Origin of the sequence: Flavobacterium sp. 3HN19-14, from assembly GCF_051373205.1 — a bacterium.
Taxonomy (GTDB): domain Bacteria; phylum Bacteroidota; class Bacteroidia; order Flavobacteriales; family Flavobacteriaceae; genus Flavobacterium.
On the sequence record NZ_JBPPZT010000001.1, the window covers coordinates 2,795,212 to 2,819,244 of the forward strand.

General features: G+C 41.9%; 18 protein-coding genes and 5 pseudogenes. 6 read left to right on the top strand and 17 right to left on the bottom strand.

All coding sequences use genetic code 11. The features are described 5' to 3' along the window. Nucleotides 1-199: 199 nt before the first annotated feature. The 13 genes and pseudogenes from ACSLFW_RS15075 to glgB all read right to left on the bottom strand — a co-directional run bounded on the left by ACSLFW_RS15075 (nt 200) and on the right by glgB (nt 16,265). Nucleotides 200-1,456, bottom strand: coding sequence for a nucleoside permease (locus ACSLFW_RS15075; RefSeq protein ID WP_436556447.1), 1,257 nt, complete (start codon nt 1,454-1,456; stop codon nt 200-202). Nucleotides 1,457-1,547: 91 nt separating this feature from the next. Next, nucleotides 1,548-1,931 (bottom strand): T9SS type A sorting domain-containing protein, encoded by a 384-nt coding sequence (locus ACSLFW_RS15080; protein WP_436556448.1) that lies wholly within the window; start codon nt 1,929-1,931, stop codon nt 1,548-1,550. Next, nucleotides 1,928-2,566 (bottom strand): hypothetical protein, encoded by a 639-nt coding sequence (locus tag ACSLFW_RS15085; RefSeq protein WP_436556449.1) that lies wholly within the window; start codon nt 2,564-2,566, stop codon nt 1,928-1,930. The genes ACSLFW_RS15080 and ACSLFW_RS15085 overlap by 4 nt, the downstream gene beginning before the upstream one ends. A 28-nt stretch (nt 2,567-2,594) precedes the next feature. Further along, nucleotides 2,595-3,092, bottom strand: coding sequence for a hypothetical protein (locus ACSLFW_RS15090; protein WP_436556450.1), 498 nt, complete (start codon nt 3,090-3,092; stop codon nt 2,595-2,597). A gap of 60 nt (nt 3,093-3,152) precedes the next feature. Then, on the bottom strand, nt 3,153-3,839 hold the full coding sequence (cmk, locus tag ACSLFW_RS15095; protein WP_436556451.1) for a (d)CMP kinase: 687 nt from the start codon (nt 3,837-3,839) through the stop codon (nt 3,153-3,155). 157 nt (nt 3,840-3,996) lie between these two features. Then, the gene (gene porQ, locus ACSLFW_RS15100; RefSeq protein ID WP_436557467.1) at nt 3,997-5,007 is read right to left on the bottom strand and encodes a type IX secretion system protein PorQ; all 1,011 of its coding nucleotides are present in this window, start codon (nt 5,005-5,007) and stop codon (nt 3,997-3,999) included. A gap of 181 nt (nt 5,008-5,188) precedes the next feature. After that, nucleotides 5,189-7,640: pseudogene (lon, locus tag ACSLFW_RS15105) on the bottom strand (endopeptidase La). Nucleotides 7,641-7,829: 189 nt separating this feature from the next. Continuing rightward, nucleotides 7,830-8,879: a DUF6252 family protein gene (locus ACSLFW_RS15110; RefSeq protein ID WP_436556452.1), complete on the bottom strand. Its 1,050-nt coding sequence runs from the start codon at nt 8,877-8,879 to the stop codon at nt 7,830-7,832. Between the two features lie 20 nt (nt 8,880-8,899). Then, the gene (locus tag ACSLFW_RS15115; protein WP_436556453.1) at nt 8,900-9,298 is read right to left on the bottom strand and encodes a fibronectin type III domain-containing protein; all 399 of its coding nucleotides are present in this window, start codon (nt 9,296-9,298) and stop codon (nt 8,900-8,902) included. A gap of 33 nt (nt 9,299-9,331) precedes the next feature. After that, a pseudogene (locus ACSLFW_RS15120) lies at nt 9,332-10,635 on the bottom strand (MFS transporter). Between the two features lie 147 nt (nt 10,636-10,782). Further along, a pseudogene (locus tag ACSLFW_RS15125) lies at nt 10,783-11,593 on the bottom strand (M48 family metallopeptidase). A 173-nt stretch (nt 11,594-11,766) separates the two neighbouring features. Continuing rightward, nucleotides 11,767-14,166, bottom strand: a pseudogene (locus ACSLFW_RS15130) (glycoside hydrolase family 31 protein). Between the two features lie 194 nt (nt 14,167-14,360). Beyond that, nucleotides 14,361-16,265, bottom strand: a pseudogene (glgB, locus tag ACSLFW_RS15135) (1,4-alpha-glucan branching protein GlgB). A gap of 255 nt (nt 16,266-16,520) precedes the next feature. Between glgB and ACSLFW_RS15140 the strand changes: the two are divergent. The 6 genes from ACSLFW_RS15140 to ACSLFW_RS15165 all read left to right on the top strand — a co-directional run bounded on the left by ACSLFW_RS15140 (nt 16,521) and on the right by ACSLFW_RS15165 (nt 20,967). Continuing rightward, on the top strand, nt 16,521-17,822 hold the full coding sequence (locus ACSLFW_RS15140) for a CHASE2 domain-containing protein (protein ID WP_436556454.1): 1,302 nt from the start codon (nt 16,521-16,523) through the stop codon (nt 17,820-17,822). Then, nucleotides 17,819-18,397, top strand: coding sequence for a hypothetical protein (locus tag ACSLFW_RS15145; RefSeq protein WP_436556455.1), 579 nt, complete (start codon nt 17,819-17,821; stop codon nt 18,395-18,397). The genes ACSLFW_RS15140 and ACSLFW_RS15145 overlap by 4 nt, the downstream gene beginning before the upstream one ends. Before the next feature lie 13 nt (nt 18,398-18,410). Next, nucleotides 18,411-18,698, top strand: coding sequence for a hypothetical protein (locus ACSLFW_RS15150; RefSeq protein WP_436556456.1), 288 nt, complete (start codon nt 18,411-18,413; stop codon nt 18,696-18,698). 15 nt (nt 18,699-18,713) lie between these two features. Next, nucleotides 18,714-18,863: a hypothetical protein gene (locus ACSLFW_RS15155; protein WP_436556457.1), complete on the top strand. Its 150-nt coding sequence runs from the start codon at nt 18,714-18,716 to the stop codon at nt 18,861-18,863. Beyond that, the gene (locus tag ACSLFW_RS15160) at nt 18,860-20,332 is read left to right on the top strand and encodes a M48 family metalloprotease (protein WP_436556458.1); all 1,473 of its coding nucleotides are present in this window, start codon (nt 18,860-18,862) and stop codon (nt 20,330-20,332) included. Before ACSLFW_RS15155 ends, ACSLFW_RS15160 begins: the two co-directional genes overlap by 4 nt. A gap of 137 nt (nt 20,333-20,469) precedes the next feature. Further along, nucleotides 20,470-20,967, top strand: coding sequence for a DUF4142 domain-containing protein (locus ACSLFW_RS15165; RefSeq protein ID WP_436556459.1), 498 nt, complete (start codon nt 20,470-20,472; stop codon nt 20,965-20,967). 122 nt (nt 20,968-21,089) lie between these two features. Here the strand turns inward: ACSLFW_RS15165 and ACSLFW_RS15170 are convergent, their stop codons facing one another. From ACSLFW_RS15170 to ACSLFW_RS15185, 4 genes are all read right to left on the bottom strand, one after another. After that, nucleotides 21,090-21,599, bottom strand: a complete 510-nt coding sequence (locus ACSLFW_RS15170; RefSeq protein ID WP_436556460.1) for a VOC family protein — start codon at nt 21,597-21,599, stop codon at nt 21,090-21,092. 494 nt (nt 21,600-22,093) lie between these two features. Next, on the bottom strand, nt 22,094-22,744 hold the full coding sequence (locus tag ACSLFW_RS15175) for a T9SS type A sorting domain-containing protein (protein WP_436556461.1): 651 nt from the start codon (nt 22,742-22,744) through the stop codon (nt 22,094-22,096). After that, nucleotides 22,698-23,426: a hypothetical protein gene (locus tag ACSLFW_RS15180; protein ID WP_436556462.1), complete on the bottom strand. Its 729-nt coding sequence runs from the start codon at nt 23,424-23,426 to the stop codon at nt 22,698-22,700. Before ACSLFW_RS15180 ends, ACSLFW_RS15175 begins: the two co-directional genes overlap by 47 nt. Continuing rightward, entirely contained in the window at nt 23,407-24,000 is a 594-nt protein-coding gene (locus tag ACSLFW_RS15185) for a hypothetical protein (protein ID WP_436556463.1), read from the bottom strand. Before ACSLFW_RS15185 ends, ACSLFW_RS15180 begins: the two co-directional genes overlap by 20 nt. Nucleotides 24,001-24,033: the final 33 nt, after the last annotated feature.

Below are 24,033 nucleotides of genomic sequence, written 5' to 3' on the forward strand. Positions count from 1 at the left end.
AAAATCATCGATAAACAGTTAATTAATGCCGATGAAATACAAATCAGGGTGAATGGATGATTTTGAAGGGTGAATGAAATAAATTAAATTGTCGATGAACGGTTTAAAACTATCGATGAATTACTTTTTTGCAGGATAAACGAAAAAAGCTTCCAGCTTTTAAAAGGCTGGAAGCTTTCTGTGAAACCCGAAGCTGATATTAATGGCTAACTTCTGCAACGTCTTCAGGATTATGCTTGTGTTTAAACATCAGTCCGAATAAAATTGCAATTACTAAAGCATAAGCGGCGAAAGAAAGCCAGATGTTGTGCCAGTCTTTTACGCCATCGGCACCGGTGAAATAGTTATCGATAAGCAATCCGCTTACCATACTTCCGAATACCGCGCCAAATCCGTTGGTCATCATCATGAACAATCCCTGGGCGCTGTTCCTGATTTTAGAGTCGGTCGTAGTTTCTATAAATAAAGACCCTGAAATATTGAAGAAGTCAAAAGCCATTCCGTAAACAATACATGACATAACGATCATCCATAAGCCGCCAACAGGGTCACCGTAGGCAAACAAGCCGAAACGCAAAACCCACGCAAAAAGGCTGATGAGCATCACCCGTTTTATTCCGAATTTCTTCAGAAAAAACGGAATCGCCAGAATGAAAAGCGTTTCTGAAATCTGCGATATCGACATAATAATCGTTGAGTATTTTACAACAAACGATTCTGAGTATTCAGGTACTTTCGAGAAATCAGAAAGAAAAACGTCACCATACATATTGGTCAGCTGCAACGCACCTCCGAGGAACATCGAGAAGATGAAAAACAATGCGATTTTGTAAGTGCCGAATAATTTAAAAGCATTTAATCCGAGCGCCTCGACTATAGAAGCGTCTTTATTGATAAGCCTTTGCGGTTCACATTTTGGCAACGTAAACGAATACAATCCGAGAATCACTGCAGCAATTGCGGCGATATAAAACTGGTTTGCAGATGCTTTATTCCCGGTAAGATTGGTAATCCACATCGCAACAATAAAACCGATTGTTCCCCAAACGCGAATTGGCGGGAAAACTTTAATAACGTCAAAATTATTATTCTTTAAAATATTATAGGCAATCGAATTGGAAAGTGCGATAGTCGGCATATAACAAAGCATTGCCGCAAAAATCACCCAGAAAAAAGTAGTCGGATTATCAACCTGCGGGATATAAGCCAAAGCAAATCCACCAAGTATATGAAGTATTCCGTACAATTTTTCTGCATTGACCCACTTGTCTGCAATGATTCCTGTCAACGCAGGCATGATAATTGAAGAAAAGCCCAGCGTTGTAAAAATCGCGCCGAATTCAGTTCCCGTCCATTGCTTGGTGCCAAACCAGTAATTGGCAATCGTTATCAGCCACGCGCCCCACACGAAAAACTGCAGGAAGCTCATTAATGTCAGTCTCGACTTGATATTCATATTAAATTACGGTTAAGGTTTTTATTTTTTTAACAGCCCGTAAATCTAATATTAAAAATGAGATTGTCAAACATTAAAGTCAATTAGCAGATTATTTTTTGATAATTTTCTTTAGGGTTATTTTATTATCACTAGTCATCATCTTCAAAAAATAAATACCCTGATTGAGATTGCTCAAATTAAGCTTTGCAATACCGTTTTCAGAAGCAAATTTTGGAATTTCAAGAAGTCTTCCGTTCATATCAATAACTTCAATATTTTGAACGCTATTACTTGTTTTGATATTGATGAAATCAGAAAACGGATTAGGATAAATGGTGCTATCAGTTATAAGGGAATCGCCAATACCTAAAAATGAAGGAATAACCCTGATCATCGCAAAGCCTTTTTGCTCTGCCGGGAAATTACTGCCGCTTAAGAGAATATTCCTGTAAACGAAGCCGCCAATTAAAAATTTCCCATCAGCTCCCTTCACCAGGACACTCGACAAATCTGCAGAATAAAGATATTGTGGGAAATTAAAAGTATAAATACCATCATTAACAAAACCGGTATCGAGGTTCCTGCGGAATCGTACTTCCTGATGTTAAAATTCATCTGTGGGCATAGATTTGGTGAATTTGGCAGATAGTCACATCGGTTGTAGCCTGTGACGAAAACTTCGTTGTTTTCGACTAACATGCTGATTGTAAAATTAGAGAAGTGCAAAGTGTAATCTGACTGATTGGTTACGATATCATATTTTAACAATCTGTTGCCGTGATCGTTAAATGAGCCGATAAAGCTGTAATTGACGTACAACTTATTACCAAGTAAAATCACCTCTGACAAACCGATACTATACCCTCCATATAAATCAACCGAGAGGCTTCCATTAGTTCCAAATGAAGCTACTGTATTACCTGATGCATTTACTTTTACAATCAGTAATTTTTCTTGCATTTGACTGGTGTTTACGAAATATGTAGAAGTACCCACTAAGAGGAAATCGCTGCCACTTTGAAAAATGCTGGAGCCGTCAGCAAATTGGTTTGTCAAAAATTCCTTATAACCGGCTGTATCAAAAGTCGTATCTAAAGTTCCATTGGTATTGACTTTAAAATAAAGCATCTTTGATGAGTTACTTTCACCGTTATCCTTAGAACCAATGCAAAATAATTTTCCGTCGGCACCAATAATGAAGTCCGAAAAGCTCTTGTCCGCCAAAATCAATTTTGAGCATTCCGGAAATCCCAAAACTGGAATCAAAATTCCCGTTAAGGTCGAGTTTACAGATAAAAGCATCTTTATTATTTGCTTCTGTCACTGTACCAAACAGGTAAAGAAAATCACCCACATTCTTAAGGTCTTTTATCCTGTAAATAACATTTGATGTCCCAAACGACATGATTCCATTCGTCCCGAACGTTACATCGCTAGTTCCATCATAAGATACTTTCGCGATTTGGTCGCTGCCTGTATAGGTGGTGCTTATAAAATAGTAGCTGTCATTAATTAATTTGACGCTTTTAGGCGTAAACATCACATTAAGGTTGTATTTAACCCCGCCCTCTCCAAATGTAGGATCTAATGAAAATGACTGCGCATGAAGTATCAGAGGAAATATGAAGAATAGTGTGAATAATTTTGTTTTCATAACCGATTAATTTTCAATGTATTTATCGCAATTTAAGAAATTAACGGTATATAAATCAGTTTATTTCCCAAATCTTAAAACTAATTCTAAGACTATTCTTAGTTGTTCTTCCCGCGTCAAATCAGAATTATCAATTTCAATTGCCGAATCAGCAATCACAAGCGGAGAATCTTCTCTGTGCGTATCAATATAATCGCGTTCCTGAACGTTCTTCAAAACTTCTTCGTAAGAAACATCATCGCCTTTGGCTTTCAGTTCATCATAACGCCTTTGTGCGCGTGTTGCAGCGCTTGCCGTCATGAAAATCTTAAGTTCTGCATCCGGAAAAACAACGGTTCCGATGTCGCGGCCGTCCATAACAATTCCTTTTTGGTTACCCATCTGTTGTTGCTGTTCGACGAGTTTGGCGCGCACTTCAGAAACTTCTGCAATCTTGCTTACAAAGCTCGAGACTTCGATGGTGCGGATTTCCTTTTCGACATTCACATCGTTAAGAAACATTTCACCAAAGCCTAAACCTGCATTGAATTCAAAATGAAGTTTTATGTACGGAAGCGCAGCAATCAAAGTATCTCTATCGAAAAACTCCGCATCAATATAACCATTCTGCATTGCAAAATAAGTCACTGCGCGGTACATCGCACCGCTGTCAACATAAACATATTCAAGATGTCTGGCAAGTTCTTTGGCGATTGTACTTTTTCCGGTGGAAGAATAGCCGTCTATGGCGATGGTGATTTTTTTCATATTTTAGAAGAAAGAATCAAGAGTCAAGAATCAAGATTATGTTGTAAAAATACTACTCCTTTTCCATTTCGGCAATTGTTCAGTTAAAGTAAACTGTTTTTTTTTTGAAGTCCTGACTCTTGACTCTTGGCTCTTGACTCGTGACTCTTTTCTCTAATTACTGGTCGCCGAAGTTAATCGTCAGTCCGAATAAACTTGTATTCGCTGCCAAAGTATATCGTGAATAAGAATAATCAAATTTGATTTTATTCATCCGAAGCCCGAATCCGACGGAAATCCCTGAGAAATTGCGCTGTTCTAAAAGACGCAACTCCTCTGCCCTTCTGAAATTATAACCTACGCGGATGTTGAATGCTTTTTTCGGGAATAATTCGGCGCCAACAATTACATGTCGCAAAGCATTGTTGAAAACAGAAACCTTTTCAGGTGTAGAACCGCCGTCGATGGAACCTTCTGCCCTTGCCGGATTGGAGAAAGCGATTTGCCATTGCTGCAGGTTTTCCAAAGTCAGGTGCCAGCGAAGCGGAACGTGCTCCATTTCCTGTGAAATACCGAGCATGATTTCCATTGGCAGTTTTTCGTTGGTTCCGGCGTAAGTTGAGAATTGCGTACCGATGTTCCGTACCACAAGTGCCCAGTTGACATCATTTCGCGTGTCGATGAAAAGCGCCCCTAAATCTAAAGCACCTCCAAAAGAATGATAGCTTTCAAGTGTCGAAGAAATCAGCTTTGCATTCGCACCGATGTAAAAATCCGAATATGGAATGTTGTAAGCATATCCAACGGAAAGCGCGATTTCACTTCCGGTAAATTCTGAAGTCAGGTTACCCTGTTCGTCTGTGCCTTCAAATTTTCCATAATTGACGTAGTTCACACCGGCGTGGAAAGTCTGCAAATGACGGTCATAAGTATAAGCATAAGCCGCTGTTCCGTATTTCACCTCACCATAATAAGTACCGTAATTAAGCGCGAGATGATTGTCCATTTCCGGATTGATCGTCGCCGGATTGAACAAACCCTGATTCGGATCGAAGTCGACAATCGTAATCGTTTTTCCGCCCAAAGCCGCCTGACGCGGAGAAGTCACCAAATTTAAAAACTGATAAACAGATTTTCCGCCAATCTGACCAAAGGAAACGGTACAAGAAGAAGGAAAACAAAAAAAGATATTTTTTTAAACATGTGTGGCAACGCTTTCGGCTATTGTATAACGCAGTTGCGAAGATATTATTTTTTGATTTAAAGATTAACCGCAAAGGCGCAAAGTTTTTCGCAAAGTTCGCTGAGCTATTGCGTTAATAGTTTTCCTTGCGGGCTTTGCGAAAAACTTTGCGCCTTTGCGCTAAAAATCAAAAAACTTTAGCGTTCTTCACTTTCTGATCTGTAACTGAAATCGCCAATACTTCACTCATTTCCCTCACATAATGAAACGTCAGCCCTTCTAGGTAATCGGCATTGATTTCGTCGATATCACTTTTGTTGTCGGCGCACAGGATGATTTCTTTGATGTTGGCACGTTTAGCAGCAAGTATTTTCTCCTTGATACCACCTACAGGCAATACTTTTCCGCGTAGTGTAATTTCTCCCGTCATGGCTACATTTTTACGCACTTTCTTCTGTGTAAGTACAGAAACCAATGATGTCAGTAACGCAATTCCGGCACTCGGACCGTCTTTAGGCGTAGCGCCTTCCGGAACGTGAACGTGGATGTTGTGTTGGGAAATCACTTCTGAAGAAATTCCTAATTTATCAGCATTAGCTTTGATGTATTCGAGAGCAATCGTAGCCGATTCTTTCATAACAGCACCCAGATTTCCGGTCATTGTCATCGAGCCTTTTCCTTTAGAAATCAACGATTCGATAAAAAGGATATCGCCGCCAACGCTCGTCCAGGCCAAACCCGTTACGACTCCGGCAACTTCATTGCTTTCGGCTTTGTTCCTTTCTAGACGCGCAGCACCAAGGATTTTGACAATATCTTCATCGGTGAGTTTGACATTGTATGCTTCTTCCATCGCAACCGATTTGGCTGCGTTGCGGATGACTTGCGCTATTTTGTTCTCAAGGCTTCTTACACCCGATTCACGCGTATAACCTTCAATGATTTTTTCGAGTTGCTTTTTGCCGACGATTAAATCTTTAGGCGTCAATCCGTGTGCTTCGAGTTGTTTTGGCAACAAATGTTGTTTCGCGATTTCGACTTTTTCTTCAATTGTATAGCCCGACATTTTGATGACTTCCATACGGTCACGCAAAGCTGGCTGTACGTTGCTTATATTATTGGATGTAGCGATGAACATTACTTTCGACAAATCATAACCCATTTCAAGGAAATTGTCGTAGAATTCGTTGTTCTGTTCCGGGTCTAAAACTTCAAGCAATGCTGACGATGGATCGCCTTGATTACTTGTTGAAAGTTTGTCAATTTCATCCAGAACAAATACCGGGTTGGAAGTTCCGGCTTTCTTCAAACTCTGGATAATCCTTCCCGGCATCGCTCCGATGTAAGTTTTCCTGTGCCCGCGAATTTCCGCTTCGTCACGCAAACCGCCTAAAGAGATACGAACATATTCGCGTCCGAGCGCTTTCGCTACCGATTTTCCAATGGAAGTTTTCCCGACACCCGGAGGTCCCGGTCAGGCACAAAATCGGCGATTTCATATCGTTTCTCAATTTCAAGACCGCAAGGTGTTCAATCATCCTGCGTTTTACGTCTTCCATCCCGAAATGGTCTTTATCGAGTACTTTTCTTGCGCGTTTTAAATCGAAATTATCGTTCGAGAAATCATTCCATGGCAATTCAAGGAACAATTCGAGGTAATTTCGTTGTATGCCAAAATCAGGCGCCTGCGGGTTCATGCGCTGCATTTTGGTGAGTTCTTTCTCGAAATGCTTTTGCGTCTTCTCGTCCCATTTTTTGGTTTTTGCCTTCTGGCGCATTTCATCAAGTTCTTCTTCCTGCGAAACGCCGCCCAGTTCTTCCTGAATGGTTTTCATCTGCTGGTGCAGAAAATATTCACGCTGCTGTTGATCAAGGTCGAAACGTACTTTCGATTGAATGTCGTTTTTGAGCTCGAGTTTCTGTAATTCCAGGTTCAAAAAACGAAGCGTCTCCAAAGCTCTCTCTTTCAAATCATTAATACCCAATAAATCCTGTTTTTCTTTAACTGAAAGATTCATGTTTGAAGAAACAAAATTCACTAAAAACGATTGGCTTTCAATGTTTTTAATAGCAAAAGTAGCCTCAGTCGGAATATTCGGGCTTTCGTGAATGATTTGTGTGGAAAGTTCTTTTATGGAATCGATTATTGCCGAAAATTCCTTTTCAGATTTCACAGGACGCGTTTCAGGAACTTCTTTAATCGTCGCTTTTATGTAAGGCAATTCAGTGGTAACCGTATCAATTTCGAAACGTTTCTTCCCTTGAAGGATTACGGTAATATTTCCGTCGGGCATTTTCAGTACGCGCAAAATCTGAGCGACTGTACCGACTTTATTGATATCATTTTGCGTCGGATCTTCGTCTTCTTCATTGATTTGCGAAACCACACCGATGATTTTATTGCCCGCATTGGCATCATTGATGAGTTTAATCGATTTGTCACGTCCGGCGGTAATCGGGATTACAACGCCAGGAAAAAGCACTGTGTTGCGCAAAGGCAGGATTGGTAAGGCATTTGGCAACTTTTCGTTATTCATTTCCTCTTCGTCTTCTGGCGTCAATAATGGTATTAATTCTGCTTCCGAATCAAATTCCTGGAGTGACAAATTGTCAAGTGTAAGTATTTTGTGGTTTGACATCGTATTTTTAAGTCATTTTGTCATTAAACAAAAATATTAGCAATGTAAAGATACTGCTTCCTAATATTTATTTTATTGTAAATCAGTCTGTAAACCAAATTTTAAGATTGATTTAATATTTAAAGGTCAATCTTTATGCCATAAAAAAATCCCGACGAATCGGGATTTGAAAAATAATCTTTTCCGATTTTAATAATCTATGTCAAATGTGCCGTTGGCAACCTGATGTGTTTCCATCGTGGCAGTGTTGGTCGCCGTAAAATTAAAAGTACCTTTCACATGTGATGCTGTGTAGCTGGTAATTGTAATCAATCCGGATGTAGCGGTGAAATCAGTATCGCCAATGGTATATTTACCACTGGCAAGATCTGCATCTAAACCATCTATATCATAGGTTCCGGGTGGTAGGCCACTTTTAAAGCTTATTGACAATTCATTATCTGCATTGTTTGTTCCGCCAATTCCTAATACCGATTGGCCTTCGAGGGTGACTTCTGCGGCACCGGCCAATGTTGTTCCGAAATCAGTTCCGTCAATTGTTGCAGAAAAACCAGCATCAGCGCCAGTAGATTCGCTATATGTCATTGAGAAACTTCCATTGGTGAATTCAATTGGCGCCGGTGGATTAGTATCCGTATAATCAGACCAATAACCTGTAAAATGAAAAGTTCCTGCGATGGTGTGGGTAGTCGGATTTATGCTTGTAATGGTTACAGAGCCGGTATTTGGGTCAAAATTTTCGTTTTCGAAATTATTAAATTCATATTCAGCAGCAGCATCGGTAGTGTAACCCATCAAATCCTCTGTTGAGGCGTAAGTACCTGCTGTTGTTCCGTTAAGGATAAAAGCGAATTGCTCGCCATTTGTACCACGTATTCCTGTAATTAATATGTGCCCGCCCGCAATATAGGCTAAGGTAGAAGTGGCATTAAAGGTTGCGCTGTTAAAATCGACCTTGAAAAAACTTGTCGGATTGCCGCCGCTAAGCGTTATCTGCACCGGCCCTGTCCAGTTACTGCTATCAGTAGCAGAACATGTAGCGCTAACATAAACATCATAAACCTGAGTCGCTGATAGTCCTGTTAGGATTTTTGTATTTTCAGTTGCGGTTGCAACCGTTCCGTTTCCGAGTGTAAATCCTGTTGGCCCGTATTGTAATTTCCATTCGGTTTCAGAACCACCGGCTGCCCAGGTTACAAGCGCCTGTGTAAGATCTGTAGCATTTCTGGTGGCTGACAATGCCGTCGGGCTAACGCAATCTATACTTGTAGCATTGATACCAACGGGCCGACCCAAGCACTTTTCATTTCTTCACTGCAAACGCCTCTTATATAGAATTCATAGGCAATATCCGGATTGAGGCCGCCGATACTGATCGTATTTTCTTCTGCAAGTAAAGTTGTTCCTGAACCAAGTGTAAATCCCGGAGTTCCGTATTCAATTTCCCATGAAGATTCCTGTCCGCCTTCAACCCAATTCAGGATGATGGTATTTCCCTCAACAAAGTCACTCACATGAAAGCTGGTCGGCTTCGTACATCCTGTCAAAATCGGATCTAAAACCGCCGGATCGATTGGCTCGATTTCCGTTTCACATGATGTAAAGCTCAATGCTGACAGCATGACGAAGAGTGCAGTGAATAATTTTATGTTTTTCATTTCGATTTTTTTAAAGCCCAAATATAACTTATTTTATGACATCGACAATTTTTTTCTGGGCACACGATTTAGTAGAATGATGCCTGTAAGAAAGAAGATTGCAAGGAAAACTATCGCGAATCTTGGGCCATGCGATTGGTCGATGAAACCATATATGCACATTCCGATTACAATTCCGACCTTCTCTGATACATCGTAAAAACTGAAAAATGAAGCGGTATCTTCAGTATCGGGTAATAATTTGGAGTAAGTCGACCTTGAAAGCGACTGGATACCGCCCATGACCAATCCTACCAAAGAAGCCATTACATAAAATTCTAACGGGGTTGTAATAAAATAAGCACCCGCGCACAATACCAGCCAAATAGTGTTGATAACAATCAGTGTTGGGATATTACCAAATTTTGCTGAAGCCCGCGAAGTCAGTACCGCACCTAAAACTGCAACGAGTTGTATCAGCAGTATACAAATGATAAGCCCTGTCGTTGCCCTGGTCTTTGTCGGCCGATTTTATCTCGCCTTCGCCAAAATATGTGGCAACTAACATTACCGTCTGAACCGCCATGCTGTAAACGAAAAATCCGCTCAGGTATCTTTTTAAGGGAATATCAGATTTCAATAAGCGCCAGACTTTTTTCAATTCACGAAATCCGTTGAAGATAACAGCCTGGGTAACTTTTGCATCTGTCTTGTTGCCTTTCGGAAGATAAAAATAAGTGTATTGGCTGAACACAATCCACCAGATGCCGACCATTACGAATGAATAGCGCATCGCCATCATTTTATCGGCACCGGTTTCTGCACCCATGACCATCCAAAGGTTGACAATCAGTAAAATTACGCTACCGATGTAGCCCAGCGAATATCCTTTTGCGCTTATTTTATCCTGTTGTTCAGGGAAAGCGATATCGGGCAAATAAGAGTTGTAAAACACAAGGCTTCCCCAGAATCCAATCAATCCCGTAAAATAAAAAAGTAAACCCGGATAGATATTTTCAAGGCTGAACCAATACAAACCAATACATGAAAACGCGCCGAGATAGCAAAAAAAGCGCATGAAATTCTTCTTATTCCCAACATAATCAGCTATCCCTGAAAGCAGCGGAGAAATGAAGGCAACAACCAAAAAAGCCGCAGCAGTAACAAAACTAATCAACGCTGTATCTTTGACTTCAGTTCCAAAAACATGAATATATTCCGGCCTGTCTGAATATAACGATTTATAAAAAATCGGAAAAATAGCCGATGAAATCGTCAATGGGTAAACAGAATTCGCCCAATCATAAAATGCCCAGGCGTTTCAGTAATTTTTTACTTCCTTTTTCTAAATTGGCCATGTTGATTATTTTGGTACTAATTTATTTCTTTTTTGGAGTTTAACCGCAAATGGTGCGAAGATTTCCGGAAAGTTCACAAAGACTTAATAAAAAGTTACAAAAAAAGCCACTCGTGAGAATGGCTTCGATGAACTATGTATATAACTTTTATTTGTATACGACTCCGAATTTTGCAGCAGTAGCTTTCGCATTTGGAATGAGTTTTTTCAGATTGGCAATCCTTGTTGCGTCTGACGGGTGTGTACTCAGAAATTCCGGTTGTGAAGTACCGCCATTTGCCGACATTCGCTGCCAGAAAACAATCGCCTGTTCCGGATTGTAGCCCGCAATGGCCATTAATGTCAATCCGATTTCATCTGCTTCTGATTCGTTACTGCGGCTGAAAGGCAATGTTACCGCTAAAGTTGAACCCAATCCGTAAGCTTGTTGGAAAATCGCTTGTTTTTCCGGAGTTTGTTTTGCCGTGGCAACCGTTACACCTGCTCCAACTAACTGCTCCAACTGGTCAACACTCATACGTTGTGCGCCGTGATTGGCCAAAGCGTGGGAAACTTCATGTCCTAATACTGTAGCGAGTCCGGCTTCGTCTTTTGTAATAGGAAGGATTCCTGAATAAACTACAATCTTACCACCAGGGCATGCACCAGGCATTGACTTCTTTATTGTCAACAAGTTTGTACTCCCAGGCGTAACCGTTCAGGTAATCTTTCTGGCCGAGGGAATTGAGGTATTTCTCTGCAGCCATCCTGATTTTATTACCAACTGTTTGTACTTGCTGTGCGCCTGCGGTTCCGCTTATGACTTTGTTTTCAGTCAGGAACTGGCTGTATTGTGCGAATGCCGTTGGAAAAATCTGGTCGTTGGATACGATGTTAAAGGTCTTTTTTCCCGTTAACGGATTGGTAGCACAAGCGATAAGTACGCCTGCGATTGCTGAAGCTATTAAATATTTTTTCATGGTTTGCTTGTTTTAACAAGTGTAAAATTACAATAATTTATAAGTCACTTGTTACATAAACATCCTGAAATATTTAATAATTTATAAGTGTTTGGATTTTATTTTGCCACGAATTACACCAATTAGCACGAATTAATTTGTGAAAATTGGTGTAATTCATAGCATATTATAAATTACAATGCTGTAATATGAAGTTCGGTAAAATCTTTGTCTATTACGATAGAATTTTTTCCATCAAAGAAAGCATCCTCAAGTGAAAATTCTTCATTATCCAATTCTATTTTGCCAACTTTGAAAGGCAATCCGTGCAGATTGATTTTAAATTTTGAATAACCTGTGATGAACTTTCCTTCCTTGAATTGCTGGATTACCAAATCATTTTCTTTTCCGCGCAAGCTAAACGTTGCAAGGCTGAAACGGCCTTTGTTATAATCGTACCCATCCTGCGCATCTTCATATAGAAATGATTTTTCTTTTCCTAATTTGAAATAAACGTCGAGCGTAATTTCGTCAAATTCGAGTTCGCCTACATATTGCTGCACCGGATATTTCGGAATAATCGCGCCTTCCTTGATAAAAATCGGAATCTGGTCATAATCGGTTTTTACCCAAAGCTCGCGGCGTCCAGAAAGGATTTCGCCAGTTCGAATAATTGTACCAATTGCCGATTGGAAGGTACATCCTTCTGCCCTGCGCATTCGGTTCTAAAATCGGACAAACAAGGATCTGGTTTCCGAAGATAAATTCGTCTGTACGGTAATGCGTCTGCGGGTCATCCTGATCGAAATACACCAAAGGCTTCAGCATTGGCACGCCGTCATTGATGTATTCCCAGAACATTGTATACAAATATGGTAAAAGCTGATAACGCAATTCAACGAATTTACGTGTAATGTCAATCACTTCCTGATCGAACGACCATGGTTCCTGATCGCCGTGATCTCCTGATGAGTGTGTACGGCAGAAAGGATGGAATACACCCAATTGTATCCAACGTGCATACAATTCGCCGGACGGCTGTTCTGCAAATCCGCCGATATCAGAGCCGGTGAAACCCATTCCCGAAATCGACATTCTTTGCATCTGGATGTTGGCAATCCATAAATGTTCCCATGACGCGACGTTATCGCCCGTCCATGAAGAAGTATAGCGCTGTGCACCGGAATACGCTGAGCGCGTGATGATAAACGGTCTTTTCGGATAAGCAAATCGCTTCACGCCTTCGTAAGTCGCACGCGCCATTTGTGTTCCGTAAATATTGTGCGCTTTTCTGTGGCTGCACGGATTTCCGTCATAATCGTGACGCACATCCATCGGGAAAGTTTTCCCGGAACTTCCATTACGGCGGGTTCGTTCATGTCATTCCACACGCCTTTCACACCGATTTCTGAAATCAATTCCTTAAATAATCCGGCCGACCATTCGCGTACAACCGGATTGGTGTAGTCTGGGAAATTGCATTCTCCAGGCCAGACTTTTCCTTTCATGTATAGGCAGTCGGCGCGTTTACAGAAATAATCATTCGCCAACGCTTCCGCGTAAACGGAATATTCTTTATCAATCTTAATTCCGGATCGATGATGACGACAGTTTTGAAACCGTCTTCTGCGAGTTCAGCGATCATTTTTTTCGGGTCAGGAAAGTATTCTTTATTCCAGGTAAAGCAACGGAAACCATCCATATAATCGATGTCGAGGTAAATCGCATCGCAAGGAATTTTAAGTTCTCGGAATTTCGAAGTCACTTCTTTTACCTTTGATTCCGGATAATAACTCCATTTGCATTGATGGTAACCCAACGCCCACAATGGCGGCAACTCCGGTTTTCCTGTTAAGTGTGTATAAGTGGTGACAACATCGGCCATTTGCCGGGCCATAGATGAAATAATAATTCATTTCGCCACCTTCTGCCCAAAAGCTCGTGACGTTTCTTCTTTCTGCAGCAAAATCAAATGAAGTGCGGAAAGTGTTATCGAAGAATACACCATAAGCGCCTTTCGGATGCAAACCGATGTAGAAAGGTACTACTTTATAAAGCGGCTCCTGGTCTTTGTGGAAGGCGTATTCGTCCATTGCCCAGTTTTCGACGCGTTTTCCTTTTAGGTTGGAATGTGATGCTTTGTCGCCAAGTCCGTAATAGGATTCGCCATCGCGTGAGACTTTGCTCATTTTGACGATATTACCTCCGAAGTTGTAATTCTCTTCCCAATGAAATCCAAGTTCGTCTTCTAAAATTGTGTGTCCGTCGAGGTTAAAAATATCGACTTTCATATTAGATTTCTGTATGCGGCAGATAACTTTGCTGGTAGTAATTTCGTAAGATTCTTTCTTCTCGGTAACTTCGAGAAAATTATAGCCGTGCGACTGTGTTTTGTCAATCGCATATGAAAAATCATTGCTGAAATAGCCTTTCGTTGTATACCTGAAACGGATTAAACTATCACGCAAAACCGTCACTTTTAAGATTACGCTGTTATCGGTATGAAAGAAAACCGAATCGGCTTCCTGGATAAAACTTACTATTTTCGATGGATAAAGATCTCCTTTATATTCTAATTCCTGACTTAAAATCATGGGTTGTTTTTTAATTGGCAAACGCCAAATTTACAAAGTTAAATGTAAGTTGGTGTGGATAACTACCAGTAGTTTTTAACGATAACGATTGCGGAGGTTGGACAAAAGAACCAAGAGTCAAGAAACAAGATATTGCGCATAGCGTATAAGCGCAAACTTTGGTCTTGATTCTTGACTCTTGGTTCTATTTTCTTTTAAGACATCTTAAATACCATAACACTCAACGGCGCCAAAACCAACTCCGCAGAAAAATCACGCCCGTTCCAGGTTTCCTTTTCGATTTTGACAGCTTTGCCGTTTGAAACGCCGCTTCCGCCATATTGTGTGCTGTCGGAGTTGAAGATCTCGGTGAGCTTTCCTTTTTTCGGGAGGCCGATGCGGTAATTGGTGCGCACGACCGGCGTGAAGTTACAAACGACAACTACATCTTCTTTTGGGTTTTCGCCTTTGCGGATGTAGGACATCACGGCGTTCTGGTGGTCGGAATAGCTGATCCATTCGAAACCTTCGGGGCTGAATTGCTTTTGGTGCAGTGCCGGTTGGGTTTTGTATAAATTATTAAGGTCGGTAATTGTTTTTTTGATGCCCTCGTGGTAACCGAATTCGAGTAAATGCCAGTCGAGGCTGCCTTCGAAATTCCATTCGCGGCTTTGACCGAATTCTGCGCCCATGAATAATAGTTTGCTTCCGGGATGTGTGAACATGTAGCCATAAAGCAATCTGAGGTTTGCGAAGCGTTGCCATTCGTCTCCTGTCATTCTTCCTAAGATGGAGTGCTTTCCATATACAACCTCGTCGTGAGATAACGGCAGCATGAAGTTTTCGGAGAAGGCGTAAGTCATCGCGAAAGTCAGATCGTTCTGGTGGTATTTTCTATAGACAGATTCTTTCTGAAAATATTTCAATGTATCGTGCATCCAGCCCATCATCCATTTCATGCCAAAGCCGAGTCCGCCGTCGAATGTCGGGCGTGACACTTTCGGGAAAGACGTGCTTTCTTCGGCAATTGTCTGTACACCTTCAAAAGTCGAATAGACAGCTTCGTTGAAATCTTTGAGGAAACTGATAGTGTCGAGATTTTCCCTTCCTCCAAAAATATTCGGCTCCCACTCCCCATCTTTCCTTGAATAATCAAGATATAACATCGAAGCGACCGCATCGACACGCAATCCGTCTACGTGGTAATTTTGCAGCCAGAAAATGGCGTTGCTGATCAGGAAAGAGCGTACTTCGTTCCTTCCGTAATTAAAAACCAAGCTTTTCCAGTCGGGATGATAGCCTTTTCTTCTGTCGGGATGCTCATAGAGATTCGAACCGTCGAAAAATCCGAGTCCGTGTGCATCGTCTGGGAAATGCGACGGCACCCAGTCAAGGATGACGCCAATTCCGGCCTGGTGCAATTTATCGACTAAAACCATAAAATCCTGCGGTTTCCCGAAACGCGATGTCGGCGCGAAATACCCTACCAGTTGATAGCCCCAGGATGGGTCGTAAGGATATTCCATTACGGGCATGAACTCGACGTGGGTAAAACCGGTTTCTTTTACGTAACGCACGAGCTCTTCGGCGAGTTCGAGATACGTCAGGAATTTCCCTTCGGCATTTCTTTTCCAGGAACCCAAATGCACTTCATAAACGGAATACGGTTTATCGAGACCGTTTTTGTCTTTGCGGGTTTCCATCCACGATTTGTCTTTCCATTTGTAATCGAGGTCCAGATGATTGAGGCGGTTTGCGGCGGATGTTCGCAGTATAAGGCAAACGGGTCGGCTTTCTCAGTGATGATACCGCCGTTGTCGGATTGGATTTTGTATTTATAGCGCGAACCCATTTCGACACCCGGGATAAATCCTTCCCAGATACCTGAAGAATTGCCAGCGCACCTGCAACTGGTGTTCACCCTGAATCCAGTAATTGAAATCGCCGACTACAGAAACTGTTCTTGCAGTGGGTGCCCAAACGGCAAAGTATACGCCTTTTACACCATCGACTTCAATAACGTGTGCGCCGAGTTTTTCGTAGAGGCGGAAATGTTTCCCACCTTTAAATAGTGAAATGTCAAAATCTGTGAAAAGCGAATGCGAGATTACTTTGTTCATATCGGGTTGGTTGTGGATTCAAAATATAAACATAGTAAAATTTTGGGTTTGATTTGTTTTCGATGTGAAAATTGTTTTTATTGCCTTTAATATTGCGTCATTTCGAGCGAAATTTTTGGCAATCTGTTAGCTACCGCAGATATACTTTAAACAACGCTGCTTATTATAATTGTCTGAAAAGTCTTTTTAACTGATTTTTAAACACATACTGTGAAAATCTAAATTTTTTCTTAAATTTACTCCAATCTCAAAACAATGGACGAATCCAAAAAACATGACGTAAGGCTGTTGCCGCTGATCGTAGTGGTTGTGTTATTGGCACTTTCGGGTTGGCTACTTGAAAAGTTAACTGAACGCCTGCCCGCAGAACTCATCAGGATTAATGAGTTGGCTGTTGCAGATATTGACCTCAGCGATGCCGCCTATCAGATTAATCAAGAATGGAACCAAACAAAGAAAAGTGTAATCTTGGTCAATACCGGTTCGCTTGACCAGGGCAATTTCCGTCTTGAATTGTGCCAACTCATCAGCAATTTACAATCCTACAACCCAAGAGCCATTGGCCTTGACATCGTATTTGAAGAGCGCAAAGACCCATTGATTGACCTTGAACTTGGCGCGCTTCTTAAAAATAACAATATCGTTCTGGCACGGGAAGACAGCGCCTCAATCTTTAAAGATGATAAACCTTCTCGACTTTTTGGTGCCAGCGATTTTCCGATTACTAAGGGCGAAACCGTTCGCAAATATTATTATAGCAATATTGTCGGAGATGATACAATTCCAACTCCTTCGTTCGCTTCGGTACTGCATAATGTCGCATCCCGTGAGCCGGTTAATCCGGAGGCTGGTCATTTCATGTTGCGCTATTATACCAGAGGCAGAGGATTTTACGATGTTCTTGAAGATACTGGTAAGAGAACGCCTCTCGATTCTATGTTCCCGGCGATTGAAGGCGCGGCGCTGATACAGGACAGCCTGCAGGTGGAAGCTTTGAAAACACTGCTGAAAGATGCCACCATCATTGTTGGCCATCTCGGGAGTCCGTACATGTCAAATCCGAATGATATAAGGGACAAGCAGCGCGTTCCAACCGACACTATACTATCAAATCGCCTGCCGGTAATGCCCGGAGCAGTAATTCATGCCAATGCGCTGACGATGCTTGAGCAGAAAGACCATATTCTCGATACAGAAGGATTTGGTTGGAAAATTATTGCATGGATATTGGTATTCTTTTTCATTCTGCTGGGGAAGTATATGGAAGCACACATCAAAGAGCAGTGGCAGTTTCCAATTAAATGCATAATCAAACCGGTGCTTTTAATAGTATTGATGTTTTTGATAATCTGGTTAATGGAAGTCGGGATACATTTGCGGACTGGTCAATTCCTGCTATGCATCGCTTTATGGGAAATATTTGCTGAGCCGCTTACAGTATTGCACGAAGAATTGAAACGATTACTTAGCAAGTGTCAAAAATCTTTAAAAGCGGCAAAAAAGAAAAATCGGCTATTCCTGCGAATTTTAAGTGTCTTAAATTATAAAATTATATGAAAAAACTACAACCAATCAAATGGGTGTGCGTCCTGATTTGCACACTACTGCTTTCGTCTGGTAAAGTTCGCGCCCAACAGCTCTTCCTGCTTATATCAGACGGTGACGTAAAGTTAAACGCTGCCGAAAAGCTCGAAAAGGCAGTCTTATATCCATTGGTGGCTAACAGTATCGTATTGTTCGGACAAAATTCTCATTCACTGGTGCTTAACGCTGTGACGCAAAAGTTTGCCGAAATCAGTCCGAAAGCTGCAACAAAGCTGACCACCGCAGATTTGCTCAAAAAGCTGGCGGTAGCAGTCCAGCCTAAAAAGGTTATGACGACCAGTCTTAAGAAACCGAGCTCCACTACTCCAACGACGAATATTTTTGATTACATCATGCGTTATCATCAGGTGTATCGAAACAATACCATCCACCCGGCCAAAGTGCACGGTGCGATAAAAGGTCTTGAGAACGAAGACAGGAGCAACAGCACCGTTGCCGAAACCGATAAATCATTTCCCGCCGATTCTGCCACGGTACTATCCAAAAGCATACGCCTGCAATGGAATCCCGAATCTGCAGGTTACTGATTATAGTATCAAGGTGACCAATAACGAAACCGGTAAGGTAATTTATGACAAGATAGTCCCTCGTTCCGGCACCATTACACTTGAAAATCCAGTTTCCGGTACTTACCATTGGGAAGTATATTCTTCTCTTGAAGAAAAGCATACGATTGACCGTTACTTTACCATTGCAAGCCAGGCAGAAGCTGAAGCCATACGCAAAGATTATGAAAGTTTCTGTAACGGACTCAGGCCGGTAAGCCCTGAAATGAAGGAATTCCTTTGTGCCAATTATTACCTCAACCACAATATCATCATTGACTAATCTTAAACCACGGATATGAAAACTACCCGCATCTTAGTGACAGCGTTCTTCCTTTTGATAATTACATTCGCCAAAGCACAGGCTGTGAAAGACCTGCCAGACATGATCAAGCCGAAAAGAGGATTTGTGCAGAACATCGATTATGCCAAAAACTACTGCTTGTGAACTTCATCGAAGACAACGAAATCCGCCGCGATGTGATTCGGTTAGATAGTACTGTTGTTACCAGCTCGAACGATGAAGCACTTAGCGTCAAAGACATTAGCAGCAATGATGAAATCAGGGTTGAAGGCTATAAATTTAAGGTCGACCAATACATCCAGGCGTTGAAACTCACTATCATCCGACCTGATAAGCGCAATAGCTTTGAAGGACGAATCGATTCAATAGTCGGTGAAGATGCCTACATCGACGGTAACCGGGTCAGGCTTGTTAAAAACACCATCATTAAAGGCAAGCGCCAGCACAAGACCGGATACTATAATCAGAAATTCAAGGCTGTCAGTGAACTTAAGGCAGGCGATTTTGCCGATATCAGCGGTAAGTTTGAAGACAGGGCGCTCAATGCTGACAGTTTTGAAGTCTCACCAGAAGACGTTACTGCAGCAGACAAAGCTGCCGATACCGTTGACCAGGCAGAGTATAAAAAATTCTATCCTGATTGGAGTGTCAAAAGCAAAAGAGTGAACTTGTTGGGCGATCCAACACCGCATGGTATGATCGTAAATGACATTGCGCTGCAGAATTATGTAGACGACTTAGGTCAAAAGCTTGTGCCGCCACATATCAAAAAGAAAGTGCATTTTATATTTATTGTTGTAGAGAATGATGCCGTAAACACGAACATGCGGGCAAACGGATTGTCGTATGTATATACCGGACTGCTGCGTTCTATCGATAATGAAGCACAGCTCGCTGCCTTGATGGCACATGAGATTGCACATGCCATTTATGAGCATGTTTCAAAAGATGCAAAGGACAAGCAGAATGCATTGAAAAACAAAGGCTTGATTGGCGATGCGGCGCAAGGTGTAATAAAATTCGGTGATAAGCTTTTCAAAGGGAAAAGCAAAGACGAGAAAAAAAATGAAAAAGACAAAGAAAGCCTCAAGGGTACTACTGGTTCAATCGCAGCAGCCGCGCAAAACATGATGGAAAAGAACCTGTCTACCTATTCAGTCGACGAAGAATACCAGGCTGACCGGGTGGGACTTTGCCTGATGGCACTTGCGGGCTACGACCCACGGCAGGCGCCACTGATCGCGAAGAAACTCAACCAGATTCTTGGCGCGGCTACTCCTGTCAAGAATCCGACATTAACACAAAAAACCAAAAAAGAATTGTTAGCAGATAAAAAGAAAGACGATACCAAAAAGGCCGAGAAAAAAACCGACGTCGAGCAGGTTACCGATATTGCGAATACCTTCTTTACCTGGCAGGCTGATGATTACAAAGCAAGAAGCTTTGCCACGCATCCGGAAGACGTAAAGCGCTTTGAAGCCCTGAACAGGCTGATTGCCATGTATTGGAATGGCGATGCGTTTATCAAGGATGCGAAAACGGGAGAAAAGGAATATGCCGTTATTAAGAAAAAAGTTGAGAAGAAAGTCGCTGGTAAAGGAAAGAAAAAATAAATAGTAAGGAGTTTGTGGCCTTAGCCCACGATTCAATTGCATTCAGTTCGGATAAGTAATGAATGTTGCACTAATTCAACGTAATTGTGTAAGATTGTATCCACTACAATTTCAGAACTTTAAATAAAAAAAAAGTTATGAAAAATTTGTACTTCTTACTACTTATCTGCGGTCTCAGTTCTTTTACTTATTATCGCCCTTTTGAAAATGATAAAGCCGTTGAAAAATTCCTGCGTGAAATGGCCGATGCCCGTATGATGGACACACAGGAAGGACAACTTGCCGCTGAACGTGGCACTACAAAAGCCATTCGCGATTATGGTGCTTATATGGTAAAAGACGAGGCAATACTGATGATGGAACTCAATAAGGTTGCCGCGGCTAAAAACATTACACTTCCAAAGGCAATCAGTAATGAAAAAAGCAAAGCACTCGATAAACTAAAAGAAAAAACCGGTACCGATTTCGATAAGAAGTTTATCAAGATGATTACGATTGATCATAAAAGGGATGTGCGCAAATTTACCAAAGCCGCGGAATTTGATGACGCGGAAGTAAGTGCGTTTGCGACGAAATACCTTCCTACTATACAAATGCATCTTGAAGGATCGAAGAAGATTAAGGAGGCTATGTAATTTTCCGGTAAAAAACATTACTGTAAGTGTAATCATCCTCATAGCCGATAAACTTGGCTCCATCCTACCCTACTATTAATTTCACGCCCGAAGCGACAAGACGCTACGGGCGTGATTTTTTTTTATCGGTGCTGGTCAATTAAAATGAAATTCCCATCCGGGTCGGACAATGTAATATAGGCAGGCCCAGTGGTTTTCTCATCTGCCACTTCTTTTAACTTAATGCCATCAGCTTTCAATTGCTTTTGTATAAAGCGGACATCGTCAAATGGGTCGAAGTTCCTGGCATCCTCATCCCAACCCGGATTAAAGGTCAATGCATTGCCTTCAAAGAATCCATGGAATATTCCTATGAGTGCGTTGCCGTTTTTCATGATCAGATAATTGCTTTCAAGACTTCCGCCAAACGAGTTAAAACCGAGGCTTTCATAAAATTGCTTAGAAGCTTTCAGGTCTTTTACGTTGAGGCTTAGTGAGAAAGCGCCTAATTTCATGTCTTTTGCTTTTTGGGGTTGATGGATTTTTGTTTTGCTCCTACTGCCGAGGCTTTGCGGGTGCATCATACTACTGGTGCCGAAGCCGAGGCAAAAAGTTGCGATTAGTGCGAGGGTGACTAGTGTTGTTTTTTTCATTTTTATTTGTTTATGATTATGAGACAAAGGTGGGTACTTTGCGAAAATGGCAGGTCATACTTTTGGGTGATTTTAAATGTTTGATGGCGTAGTAATGGGATTTTGTGCAGTAATTCTACCTTTGGTTCGTCCCGACTTTTCGGGGGAGTGAAGAAATGTGTTCGGTTTTTTTGCGATGTATCGAAAATATTTGTGCTTCTTAGGTTCTCGATACAATTTTACAAAAAAAAGCTGACGCATTTTTTGCAAAATCACTCGAACTGACGAAAAGATACAATTTTATAAAAAAAGCTGACGCATTTTTCAAAAATCACTCGAACTGACGGAGAACGTATGATTTGCGTTAGTTAGTCATTGCGGTATATCGAGAACATTTGTGCATGATTACAAAAATGGCAAGTTGGTTCTCTGTAACTTTATATTTTTTGCAATATGATATTTCGGTCTGTCATTTCGTAGATAATTAAAAAACGGGGCTAATGCCCCGTTTAAGATTAATTTTTGATGATTTTTTTTCTTGTAATCCTGCCTTCGGAGGTCTCAATTGAAATGATGTATATGCCGCTTCCGTAGTCAGAAAGATTAATTTCAATACTGCGCTGTCCCTTGAGCTGGCCATCATATACTAATTTCCCGTCGATTGCCGTTACACGGACTTTAGCCATATCGGCGTCTTTTGAAATTAGCGTAACCTTCCCGTCGGTAGGGTTTGGATATATCGTTATTGATTCGCCAACAACCTCAATGTCATTTGCGGTTTCTTCAGCCGACAGTGGCCGCTGCATAACGCACGGCTGGATTATAGCGAGGTACTCTGAGCCAAATTGCAGGTTCGTGTTGGGCAATATATCAATCGATGTTCCTGCACGCATTGTAATATTGTCTGCCATATCAAGCGCATAATTGCCGCTGACCGTAATGGTATTCGTTGCCTGATAGTTTGCCGTGACGTATGGCTCGATAGTATTATAAGCGGAAGAAGGCGGGCAGCTTACCGGTGCAGGCGCAGGATTTGGGTCTACACAACTGCTTACGTTTATCTGGTCTGAAATTGTGAAATTACAGCCATTTACCGTATAGTAATAAGTTATGACCTTATTACCTGTCTCTCCGGAACGCTGCTGCACTAAAAAAAGGTACGCCATTATTGTATACGATACCTTCACCTGAATAGGTGCCTCCGCCCGGGGCATTCTGCAGGTAAGTATCCAGATTGGTTATATTTGTATTGCCGCAAGAATTGTCGGGCAGGTTCAAAGTGCCAATAGTTGGAACCAGTTTAACGTTGTCTAACAGGTATACTCCCATCGTTGAAGATGCCGTCGGGGTCGTGCTGCAATTTGGTTCTGCAGGTGCCATGCCAATACTGGACTGTGCAGGAAGCGTAAGCAAGCCGAGATAAAGATACTCTTCTCCGGCAACAGGCCTTGCGGGGATTGTAATGGTGACCGTTTCCCAACCGTCGCGGGTGCTGATTGGAGAAGACGAAAAAAGCATGGCGGGATTGGTGATCGATATATGGCCATAGTCGGCCTTAATTTTTAAGCTTGTACTAAGATAGGCCTGGATAGGTGCAACCCGATTTCCTGCAAAGTCCCCGAGTGAAGTGTCAAAAGTCAGTACATAAGGCGTGTTTGCCACCAGAGGTGTTGCCAACCTCGACACGATATTTTCAAGGCTATTATCAAAAACCCCCATTGAACAATACCCTTTATTGCCCGCTACCGCATCGTATTCGTAGCCGTATACATTGCAGGAACCTTGAGATAATTGACCGTCGAATCGGCGTGAAGATAATCTGGGCTGCCTACGCTGGCAGATGACCACCCGGTACATTTTTCGATAGTCCCGGGCTAGTGGGTAAGGATGAATAAGTTTCGAAATTACCATTCCTGACCATTTCACATCCCCAGGCAGGTGTGCCCGTTGCCACTACATATACGCAAGCATAAGTAATATTTCCTCTTTGATTGGCAGCATTTACGGGTACGTACCTCACCAGATGCATCCCGGGAACGTTGGAAATGTAGTTTATCGAAGTTCCGTTTGTACCGGAAGCCGGTATAAATAATGCATTGGGATCTGTCAAATCTTCGAGGCCTTCGAAACTTGCAGCGGCACGGTCATTCGTCAATAAGCCGGTCAGTTCCGAGGTTGGGATTACATTCGAACCGCCCACTATTGCTACATAGCTTAAATTCCCGGCAGCATCAACCCCGTCATTGACACCTCCAACGTCAAAACTTGCCGATGGCGAACTCCCGTAGCTTGCATAGCTTCCGGCGACGATGGCATTGTTGCCATACGTGGGCATCAGTGTGTATCCAATGTCTGCGAGTACCTGCCTTTCCTGCGCCCTCAAACAACGTTTTGTGACACCCGCCCCGTTGGCATTACTCATCGTAAAATAAGTATTGTTACCGGTGTTGGGCGG